Origin of the sequence: Nostoc sp. LPT (genome assembly GCF_017115165.1) — a bacterium.
Classification (GTDB): Bacteria; Cyanobacteriota; Cyanobacteriia; order Cyanobacteriales; family Nostocaceae; genus Nostoc.
Genome location: NZ_JABXKF010000024.1, coordinates 50944 through 61914 on the forward strand (window position 1 = coordinate 50944; position 10971 = coordinate 61914).

The 10971-nt window shown below is 42.4% G+C and carries 8 protein-coding genes and 1 pseudogene; 4 read left to right on the top strand and 5 right to left on the bottom strand.

All coding sequences use genetic code 11. The annotated features are described in order from the left end of the window. The first annotated feature begins 472 nt into the window (after window positions 1-472). Window positions 473-2533 carry a DNA polymerase III subunit gamma/tau gene (locus HWQ58_RS04960; protein ID WP_292858774.1) on the top strand — a complete coding sequence of 687 codons (2061 nt, stop codon included), beginning with the start codon at window positions 473-475 and terminating at the stop codon, window positions 2531-2533. A 95-nt stretch (window positions 2534-2628) separates the two neighbouring features. Here HWQ58_RS04960 and HWQ58_RS04965 read toward each other — a convergent pair whose 3' ends face one another. Next, window positions 2629-4035: a glycosyltransferase family 2 protein gene (locus HWQ58_RS04965; protein WP_292858542.1), complete on the bottom strand. Its 1407-nt coding sequence runs from the start codon at window positions 4033-4035 to the stop codon at window positions 2629-2631. Between the two features lie 688 nt (window positions 4036-4723). On the opposite strand from HWQ58_RS04965, the gene ebsA reads away from it, so the two are divergent. After that, entirely contained in the window at window positions 4724-5098 is a 375-nt protein-coding gene (gene ebsA, locus HWQ58_RS04970; protein WP_104905290.1) for a type IV pilus biogenesis protein EbsA, read from the top strand. A 307-nt stretch (window positions 5099-5405) separates the two neighbouring features. On the opposite strand, the gene HWQ58_RS04975 is transcribed toward ebsA, so the two are convergent. The 3 genes and pseudogenes from HWQ58_RS04975 to HWQ58_RS04985 all read right to left on the bottom strand — a co-directional run. Continuing rightward, window positions 5406-5813, bottom strand: a complete 408-nt coding sequence (locus HWQ58_RS04975; RefSeq protein WP_292858545.1) for a PEP-CTERM sorting domain-containing protein — start codon at window positions 5811-5813, stop codon at window positions 5406-5408. A 123-nt stretch (window positions 5814-5936) separates the two neighbouring features. After that, a complete protein-coding gene (locus HWQ58_RS04980; RefSeq protein WP_292858548.1) occupies window positions 5937-6209 on the bottom strand; it encodes a hypothetical protein in 273 nt (90 codons plus the stop codon). A gap of 466 nt (window positions 6210-6675) precedes the next feature. Further along, window positions 6676-8088: pseudogene (locus HWQ58_RS04985) on the bottom strand (AAA-like domain-containing protein); the annotation flags it as partial. Window positions 8089-8494: 406 nt separating this feature from the next. Here HWQ58_RS04985 and HWQ58_RS04990 point away from each other — a divergent pair. Next, a complete protein-coding gene (locus HWQ58_RS04990) occupies window positions 8495-8965 on the top strand; it encodes a GNAT family protein (RefSeq protein WP_292858551.1) in 471 nt (156 codons plus the stop codon). A gap of 322 nt (window positions 8966-9287) precedes the next feature. Next, window positions 9288-9449, top strand: a complete 162-nt coding sequence (locus HWQ58_RS04995; protein ID WP_292858554.1) for a hypothetical protein — start codon at window positions 9288-9290, stop codon at window positions 9447-9449. Window positions 9450-9518: 69 nt separating this feature from the next. On the opposite strand, the gene HWQ58_RS05000 is transcribed toward HWQ58_RS04995, so the two are convergent. Continuing rightward, on the bottom strand, window positions 9519-10971 hold a 1453-nt coding region (locus HWQ58_RS05000; RefSeq protein WP_292858557.1), incomplete at its 5' end, for an SIMPL domain-containing protein.

A 10971-nucleotide genomic window follows, 5' to 3' on the forward strand; every position in this document is an offset into this window, starting at 1 on the left:
AGTCATTAGGAGTAGTTTAAAAAGGCATTTTTTTTTGTGATTTATGTAAATCTAACGATACTTTTTCTTTGAAACTACAGTATAAACACTTAAAAAATAGTGTTTCTGTTCTGAGTCTAGCTTGAGATATGTATAGGACTTACGCACTGAAGCCTGAAACGTAGATCCTCCTAACCCCTTAAGGAGGTTGGGGGATTTGAGTGCCTAAGTCCTGATTGGGCAATAGTTATTCTTACCCACTCTTCTTAATCAGAACAAATGTACTAAAAAGTATGCTATAATTCCCATACATAGATGTTGAAATCATATCTGGTTGCAAGTTTCCTGAGTGCCAAAATTTACGGCATTAGTTGAGTCTGGCGCTATGGCAACATCGATAAACAAAGCAGGTATGAGAGTTTAAAATAGTTGAATCCCAAACTCGACTCGGTGCTAGTAATTAACTTTGAAAGGCATTGAAGTCTATATTTCCATGTCTTATGAACCCCTGCACCACAAATATCGTCCCAAAAGTTTTGCTGAACTGGTGGGTCAAGAGGCGATCGCCACCACCCTCACGAACGCGATCGGCACATCCAAAATCGCCCCTGCCTATTTATTTACTGGGCCTAGAGGTACGGGGAAAACTTCTAGTGCCCGGATTCTGGCTAAATCCCTCAATTGTCTCAAAAGTGACAAGCCCACGGCTGAACCTTGTGGTGTGTGTGAGGTTTGTCAGGGAATCACCAAGGGCTACACCCTAGATGTAATTGAAATCGACGCTGCTAGCAACACTGGTGTCGATAATATCCGCGAGTTGATTGAAAAAGCCCAGTTTGCTCCTGTGCAGTGTCGCTACAAGGTTTATGTAATCGACGAATGCCACATGCTCAGTACCCAGGCATTCAATGCGCTACTCAAGACACTAGAAGAACCACCGAGGCATGTAGTTTTTGTGTTGGCGACAACAGACCCGCAACGGGTGTTACCAACAATTATTTCGCGCTGTCAAAGGTTTGATTTTAGACGCATTCAATTAGAGGCGATGGTGAAGCATTTAAGTGCGATCGCATCTTATGAAAACATTCATATTTCACTTGATGCTGTCACCCTGGTAGCCCAACTTTCTCAGGGAGGGTTACGGGATGCCGAAAGTCTACTCGATCAATTGGGCTTGTTAGCGGGTGAAGTAACACCAGAGCGAGTTTGGGATTTGGTGGGGACAGTCAGCGAACAGGACTTGTTAGCGCTTTTAAATGCGATCGCTCAAGATAAACCGGAAGCAGTTTTAGACTGTACTCACTACATTCTAGATCGTGGTCGAGAACCCCTAACTATTCTGCAAAATCTCGCTGCTTTTTACCGCGATTTACTGATTGCTAAAACAGCACCCAACCGCCATGATTTGGTTGCTTGTACTCAGCAAACCTGGACAGCGCTGATTGAATTTGCTCAATACTTCGATATGAGCGTGATTTTGGCAGGACAAAAACACTTGCGAGAAGCTGAAGTACAAATTAAAAATACCACCCAGCCGCGTTTGTGGTTGGAAGTAACATTACTAGGATTGTTACCGAGTGCGACGAATATTCAGCCACAAGCCTCAAGTGTCGCGCCGCGAGTTAATACACCTGCTGTATCTCCAAGCTATCCTCCAGTAGTTGCCCAAAATCATCTAGTCTCTTCTGTACCTTTAGCTGAAACGAAAACAAATCATAATTCTGCATCTGCCAATCATCAAGCGGCTGCCCAAAATCAGTCCGTCACTTCATCTCCCCCAGTTGAACAGCGAACAAATCACAATTCTGTTGCTAACTCAGTTTCACCACCAACCCCAGAACCTGTTGCTGTTCCTGTGCCATCGGTGAATATTGAATCAGTTACTTCAGAAGTTGTTGGCGAAGCAGAATATGACTTAACTCAGATTTGGCAACAAGTGCTTGCCAACCTCCAGCCAAAATCAAGGCAAGAAATGCTGCGTCAAATGAGCCAACTCATAGAGTTCGACGGTGTTGTGGCTCGAATTGCGATTAAACAGGCATGGTATGACAAGGGAAAATCTTATCTACCGATGATTACGGCAGCTTTCCAGCAGACTTTCCAGCGTGAAATCCAGATAAATATAGAAAAAGGAACTTCTTCAAACTCTACCTCAGCCAAAAAAAATCCTCCGCCAAAAGACTCTACTCGCCCTCAGCAGCCACCCACACCTAGTTACAACCAGCAAATTTCGCCTCCAGCGCCAGCACCACAGCCAACTAATCCATCACCAGCACCACAAAAAAGCGAGTTGGCAGCAAGAAATGGCAATAGTGTAAATGGAAATGGTGTAAATGGAAACGGGGTAAATGGAAACGGGATGCAAACTTTGCCTCCACCCCCAAAACAAACACCCGCACCTGATTGGGAACCTGACGAAGTAGCGATCGCAGCTCAACGTGTAGCAGAATTTTTCAACGGACAAATTATCCGTTTTGCAGATGATTTCCCAGAATTCTCCGATTCCATAACTACACCAGAATGGGTAGAAGAAGCAGAAGTGGATGATGAATAAGAAATTGGGCATTGGGCATTGGGGAAAAACTTACTGCAACTTCTCCTCATCTCCCTCATCTCCCTCATCTCCCTCATCTTCCCATTCCCCATTCCCTACTCGCCATTCCCCGTATGCAAAGTTTTCACCCATTTTAGGCGCTTTGGTCTTACCGACATTCGGGCAGTAGTACTGCTCATGACGACTAACCAGTGCAACATATATAAACTGCCACGCAGGGTTTGCACCAGCATCATAAGATATGTAGAGAGTGGGAATTTTTGATCTTGACGTACCCGCTTCAGACCTGTAAACATCCCTACCATCGACATAGAAATGGATAAGCCTGTGATCGGACTTAACATTGGTGGACGATGACGAGCGATCGCCATTAATAAATCTGGGACTGCTGCTGTCGGCAAGATATACATAATCAGCAGAAAAATCAGCAAATCCCAGCTTTTCCGTGTTCCCATGCGGTTTTTGAGAATTAAATCCCAATAATCCAAATAGCGCTGATAACCGCCTTCTGCCCAACGGTTGCGCTGATGCCAGAGTGAAACTGCACTTGTCACTCCTTCTTCTTGTACGGCTGGATGAAAAACACACTCAATATCCCATTTGTCCAAATGTAAACGGATTGTTAAATCCAAATCATCGGTAATGGTTTCTTCATTCCAGCCACCGCAGCTTTCCAAGGCTGAACGCCGGACAAATTGACCATTGCCCCGCAGTTCGCCAATGCCACCAAGGGCAGTCCGCTGTTTCTGAAACCAGGTATCAAGTGCCATTTCGGCCATTTGACCCTTAGTCCAAAAGTTTTCTTTAGCGTTGGCGATCGCTTTTCGCACCTGCACCGCCCCCACGTTTTCTCTTTGAAATAAAGGTATTACCTGTTGCAGCAAATCTGGTGTTACTTGGGCATCAGCATCAAATACTGCTATAATGTCGCCCTTTGTCAGCGGCAATACCTGATTCAACGCCCCCGATTTGCCACCAGTAGCTTCGGCTGAACGCCTTAGTACTTTCAGCTGGTCGTGTTTCTGTTGGAGTTCTGCTAATAAACGTGGCGTGCTATCACTGCTGCGATCGTCAATTATCCAAATTTCGTACTGCCCACCTGGATATTCCAGATTACAAAGATTTTTGACTAATTTAGTAATTACCGCTTCCTCATTTTTCGCAGCCACCAGCACAGAAACAGAAGGTAAATCTCCCTGTATTTCTTTTGGATAGCGACGGGATTTAGTAAACACTACCACCAAAGCATGAAATCCTAGAATGGTGGTCAGTCCTAGAATAAAAATGGAAGCCCAAGAAACTAAATGTAGAGCGATCGTGCCACTCCAGACGATAGTCAAGACGAGAGCTGCTTTGCCTCTACGACCTTGAAACCGGGATGGTAGAGACATAGAATCTGTCTCTAACACTGACTCCTCATCTACTGATAGGTCAGACAACAAGGAGTTGAGCGGATCAAGCTCTTGATAAGAATCTTCCTCGGGCCAGGAATTCGCTGGCATAGGTTAGGTTGCTTGATTCAAAAACCACTATTTGTCTACAGTTAGTAATTTTACGGACAAATATCCCTAAGCTACTTTTCCCGATATTAATCGGAATGGGCAAACTGCAATACCCGCTATCCCTAAGCCAAAAGCCGCTGGGACTACCTTTGTTGTCACCGCCACTCTGCGTAATTACCTCGCATTAACCACGTTTGCTACTCTTAGACAGAGGCTTAATTCCTTTGATAGCCACTTGGGCAGGAAGCTTGTAGAGTCGGACTTTCTCCAATGAGAACTCCGGTTTGGGTAAAGTAATAGCAAGGTAGCAGCAGCTTTTTGTTGGGAAAAACTGCAACAACGGTATTCACCACTTTACAGTAGGGATTTTTAGTGTTATCGCTCCCAGATTCGATAACAGTTAATGCAGCATCATTGTAACCGAAATTTTAATATTTCTTAGTAGTAACTTCATTTATTGGGCATGGGGCATTGGGCATGGGGCATTGGGCATAAGGGGTAAGTCTTTGATACTTGCTGACAAGTCTTTGAACTCCACTCCTCTGCTCTCCAGTCCCCCAGTCCCTATTCCCCATGCCCCATTCCCCATTCCCTATTCCCCACTATGTGCTTTAGATACATCTTTGGGGAATACTACTAATATCCACTAATATCCCCAGTTGCTAACTAACTTGAGGAATATTTAACTATGTCTATTGAGCAACTCCAGCCTGCAACTCAACAACAAGCCAGTGTTTACTTACCTTATGTTCAGGGCGCTAGGCGCAATTTCTTACCCTATGCCATCAGTCTTTATCAAAAAGGGGTCTTGGAGGGACATCGGAAGATTGAAGCTAGCGAACATGTCCCCTTTGTCGCCTCCTGGAATGTTGCTACTTTACCCTCAGACTTAACCCGTTGCCGAATTCAGTTTGATGGCAATGCTGACCTGAGTTATGAACTGATGATGGCTAGTTTCGAGTTCATTAATTTTTTAATTGAACTTATGGACAACTATAAACGTTATCGCGTGACCGATTTTTCACAACCGTTTTACCGCAAGCTACTGCGTATAGATGATTGATTAAACTCAGCCGGACTTTTGTAAATCCGGCTTATATTTAAAATTACACTAATGGTCTGTCCCAAAAGTTTTGATAGGTGAATCAGTTTTAAATTTCAAGAATTCAGCACCCAGGAGTCAGAAGCCAGAATATATAAGAAGTTTAGTATAGCTAGGATATTCATTTATCAAATCTTCATCTGATTCTTTAACTATTCTGACTCCTGAATTCTGACTCCTGAATTCAGGAGTCATTTGCTCACAAGGTGCTGATATGTTTACTATTCAGCTTAAGCCTTGTGAGCTTTCTTACAACAGCCTTTCCGTTTTAAAACGTCTTCCTAAGTCCGATATCTTTTCTTCTTTTCAGAACGATACCAAAACTAGCTACCATCAAAGTTCCGAGAAGGCTAGTGGGTTCTGGAATAGAAGTTTCATTTATAGGTACTTTGATTCTTAAATTTGCCAAGCTAGCGTTAGTTATAGTCAAGGATGTTACACCTGGCAAACCTGGGATATCGGACTGAAAATCAAAGACCGTGGGAGTTAAATTCTCATTGGGATTACTATATCGCTCTCCATATCCACTCACTTCAAAAGTACCTTGATACTTATTTCCGGTGTCTGGGTCGATGACAGTACCAGTGTAGAAAGCTTTTGTGAGATTAAATTCATCTTGAACTACTCCTTGAAATGTGGTTCCTGCCAATTGTCCCTGGTAAAGAAAGGCAGTCAACTGACCACCAGAAAGAACCGGCGATGTCAGAACACCATCAAACGAGACAATCGGAATACCTTTAAAGTCAACAAAGTAATGCAGACTTCCATCAGAGCGTGTTTCTACCTTTAAATAGTCTGACTAGTATACAGGAACATAATTAGGATTATTATTAGTACCTAAGTTCCGGTAATAAGTTCCAGTGTCATCCGTATCAATACGAGTAATACTGTTATTGAAATTAGGATTATTTCTGGGAAGTTGGATAGTTCCTGATAATGTGCCAGTGCTTTCAATTGTGATGAATTTAGCAGCAATTGCACTTGTTCCACTAATAGCGATCGCTACTGCTGCGAGACAACTGCTGCTAACAACTGCAAAACCTAGCTTAATTCCTGATGAACTGACTTTCATTAACAAATTGTTCCTTTAATTGTCGATGGTAAACACACCTAATCTGCTGAGATTCATTAGAAATATTTCTCAAGCATGATTTATTATTCCCAAGCTGGTGATGGAAGTTTCATCGGCAACAAAAAGTCTTGTCAATTGCTATTTTTATTCTTGCGCTTATGGAGTATGTTAGAGACAATCGCCTTATTAATCAATTTCAATTTCGTGATTTGATTATAAGTTTTATATTAAACTACAACGCGATCGCGTCCTTTGATTTTGCCTGATTAAGTGCTTATATCATGTCCGCCTAATTAGTTATAATTCCCGCATCTGTGCAAAAAGCGCAAAAGCCTCTTTCTCCCTGCTCCCTGCCCCCAGCAATAACTGCGGTCTAAATGATAAGTCTTTAACCGGACACGATATTATTCAGCAGCATTAACTAAAGTAGCAGGTAGATTTAAAAGTAGCGGCGATTTACTAATTAAGTCAGTTCATCTAAGTTAGGGAGAACGAGCAACTGTTGATTTTCTTGTTTTAACAGTTCAATATGAGTATTGTTGAAATGCTCGCTTTTTTTGAGATATTGTTGGAAATATAAACGATATAATTCACACGTAGGAGTACTGCGATCGCCTTCTAAATTAATTAGCCCTATACTCTGTAATTTATTTGCCAATCTTGGCTCTAATTTCACATAATTTGTAGTATTAATCACTTCATAAAAAGCATCGCCCAATTCTGACTCATCTTGTAGTGCTAACACATACTGCATTAGATACTGGTTATAGATTCCGGCTTCTGTGGGTGCTTGTTGCAATAGCTGCCCTAAATCCCGTTTTAATCCGCCTTTACCTACAAGGTGATACAATGCCAATCGCACCAAATAAGGATTTCCTCCTACCATTGCCATCAAACTATCGGCATTTTTACCATCTGTCCAATTCAACCCGTGACGTTGTGCTAAATCCTGCACCTGCTTTTTCGTAAAGGGAGGTAAATTAATTGTCAAACCAATATTAAATGGTGATTGAGTCAGTTTTATGGGAACAAAAATTTCCGTTGAATAAACCAGAACCAGACGCAGTTTTTGCCAAATTTCTACCCTTTTAGCTTGTTCATGCCACGATCGCACTAATGGTAGCAATTCTTCAGCAATTTCCTGATACTCAAATACCCAATCCACCTCATTTAATACTAAAACCAGGGGACTTGAGAGCGCAGACAGTAAATATTTTTGAAAATAGATAGAGCAGCTGACTTTGCTACTTATATCTTCATCCCAATAATCATTGAGTTTTGGTTCTAGCTGTAACTCCCGACTAACATTGGCACACAACCAGCGCAAAAATTTATCCAAACTGGCAAATACTGCTTTGTCTGCTTGCTGAAAGTCCAAAGTTACGGTACAAAAGCCTTGCTTATTAGCGCGTGCAAGCAAGCGCAACACTAGAGAGCTTTTCCCCATTTTTTTGGGTGCTTTGATGCAAATTACACTCCCAGGTTCAGCCATTTCTACGTAAGCGAGTTCTTCAATTGGCGGGCGAGGGATGTAAAATCTGGAATTAAGAGATACTGGGCCACTAGGAAATTCTAAGGATATCGCTGTGGCGGCTCGGTTGAATTCCTTAATTAACTGCTGATGCGCTTCGCTAAAAGGGTGATTTTCTATAGTCTGGCGAAAGTTAGATTTATGTATTGGTTCTTTGCAAAAATTACTCAGTACTTGCCATAAATGAGCAGCAATTTTCTTGACACGTTCCTCGCCGGAGTGCGCTTCATCGGCTATATTGGTGTAGGTTTTTCCTTCCCACGAAGAACGCAATATCAACTCTTGGAGCGTCGTTAAACCGTTTGCTTGACTGGCTTTTAGTAGCAATACTAGTTCATCTATAGTCATTACTCATTGACTCTAATTCAGTATGATATTTTCTCACACCATTAAGCTTTGCAAGTTAATGTAGTCTGCCTTATATGCATAGCAGCCAGCCCTGACTAAAAAAGCTACAAAAAAGCCTTGACAATTTTTTGCATCCTGAAATTATTTAGCGTGATTCAATCATAAAATTTTTTTTACAAATTTTTCGGGCTTTTTAGGTAATTGTATGTGACTTGAACTACTTTTTTTAGACATATCTTAGAATGTAGATGCACAACAATGTAGCGATTTTTTCTAAAAGATTGCTATTGCGATCGCAACAGAGGTTATACTCGTCCGACAATTACGGCGATCGCACTAATTATCAGCGTATATTAAAGTATAATAAAATACAGCTATTACAGTAGTAATGTTCACGTTTCACCTAATGGACGAGAGTAACGCACGCGCTATCCTAAGTTGGCGATATGAGCCACCCTATGATTTATACAACTACTTAGAGGATGAAGCTAATCTACTACAAGATATTCTTCACCTCCAGAATACCTTCTACAGCATTATGGATGAAAATAGCTTGGTAGCTTACTGTTCCTTTGGACAAGATGGACAGGTTAGTGGTGGTAATTACCGCGATTCGGCGTTGGATATTGGCATGGGAATTCGCCCTGACTTGACCGGACGAAGAAAGGGTGCTGAATATGCCAATGCCGTATTGGAATTCGCAGACAGTTTATTTAAACCTAAAGCTTTTCGGGTGACGATCGCAGCATTCAACAAGCGTGCGATACGGATATGGCAGAAATTGGGATTCGAGCATCAGCAATCCTTTGAGCGAGGGAGTGATGGAATGCAATTTATTGTTTTATTGCGATCGGACTGCTGTAACAGCAATCGGTAAAAAAGTAGTGCCTAATTATTTAGAACTTCCTAAACCTCCAGATGTACCCTTCCACATCGGTCTGTATTTTTGGTGAAAACGCACAGTATTGTCGCAGCAAGTGAATGAGCAACAGCTGTATCAGCGATTCGGCATAAGAAATCCATGTTTCCTTCATAATCAGTCCAATTAGCGATCGCTATAACTCTCATTTTGCTCCGTCACTATGCCTTGAAAAAAATGTCCAAAAAGGACAAGATATGATAGCGTCACACTTATGTATTTGGCTATAAATCAGCAGATAGCTTATTGATCGCTCTTTGCACCAATGCCATCCTAGAGAGTGCGTAGGCGTAGCCCGCCGCAGGCATCGCTCACATTTTATTTGGTGTTGTTCCAAGAAATCCAAAAGGAAAAAGTTAGCACCGACACCACCGATGAGAGTAGCACGTGGCGCGGTGTAGTTGCGCCACGTGCTTGTGACAGTTGCGTAATTCCTGATTAAGAGGATGTTTTAAAAGGTCGAACGGCAAAATTATACCTTCTGGGACTTTTAAAACATCCTCTAAGCAACTTACTGCAATCCATAAACAGCTAGATCGAGAGTCCCTGCTGAATTTGGAGAATAACCGATATCTAGAGAAACACTAGCTTTTATCGTTTGAGGACCACCAATGATAGGAGTTGTAGTATCTATTGCAAACGCCCTATCTGCTGTTAGATTAGACACCAAAGGAGATGGTCTCGGATTGTCATCTGAGTTAATATCAATGTCAATAATCTGTCCGGGGGTTAACTGCAAAGTACTAAAAACAGCCTGAGCCTGAGCTTGGGCATCTTTAACAGCTTCGCTGAGAACTTGCAGACGTGCCTGCTGTAAAGCTTCGTCTGAGGCAGTAAAACTTATATTCTCTATTACATTTGCGCCTGCTTGGATAGCTTTGTCAATTGCTGCCCCAGCTTGATTTGTTGGTAACTCAAACTGAAGTGTGGTGAGACCTTCAAAGCCGGTTAGGGTTTGAGTATTATTTTCATAGCTATAGACAGGATTTAGTTGAATAGATGTAGTTTGAAGTTCTTGCGCCCCAAGGTTTCGCAGCACATCAACTACCGCTGTTGAACGTTGAGCAGCAGCTTCTTGAACTTCGGTTGCGGTTTTTCCCTGTACTTTAATCCCCAATTGCACCTCAGTTAAAGTAGTGGCAACGCTGACCTCTCCTTGACCAGTAACTTCCAATATCTGAGCAGTGTTTCCAGTTGTGCTACCAATCAGGGGATCGGCGATCGCAAGACCCAAATTTCTCACACCTGTGAGATTATCAGTAGCCGAAGCGGGAGTCCCTACTGAATTTGGAGAATAACCAATATCTAGAGAAACACTAGCTTCTATCGTCTGAGGACCACCAATTATAGGAGTTGTAGCAGCTGTTGCCAAAACGCTATCTGCTGCTAGATTAGACACCAGAGGAGATGGTCTCGGATTGTCATCTGAGTTAATATCAATGTCAATAATCTGTCCGGGGGTTAACTGCAAAGTACTAAAAACAGCCTGAGCCTGAGCTTGGGCATCTTTAACAGCTTCGCTGAGAACTTGCAGACGTGCCTGCTGTAAAGCTTCGTCTGAGGCAGTAAAACTTATATTCTCTATTACATTTGCGCCTGCTTGGATAGCTTTGTCAATTGCTGCCCCAGCTTGATTTGTTGGTAACTCAAACTGAAGTGTGGTGAGACCTTCAAAGCCGGTTAGGGTTTGAGTATTATTTTCATAGCTATAGACAGGATTTAGTTGAATAGATGTAGTTTGAAGTTCTTGCGCCCCAAGGTTTCGCAGCACATCAACTACCGCTGTTGAACGTTGAGCAGCAGCTTCTTGAACTTCGGTTGCGGTTTTTCCCTGTACTTTAATCCCCAATTGCACCTCAGTTAAAGTAGTGGCAACGCTGACCTCTCCTTGACCAGTAACTTCCAATATCTGAGCAGTGTTTCCAGTTGTGCTACCAATCAGGGGATCGGCGATCGCAAGACCC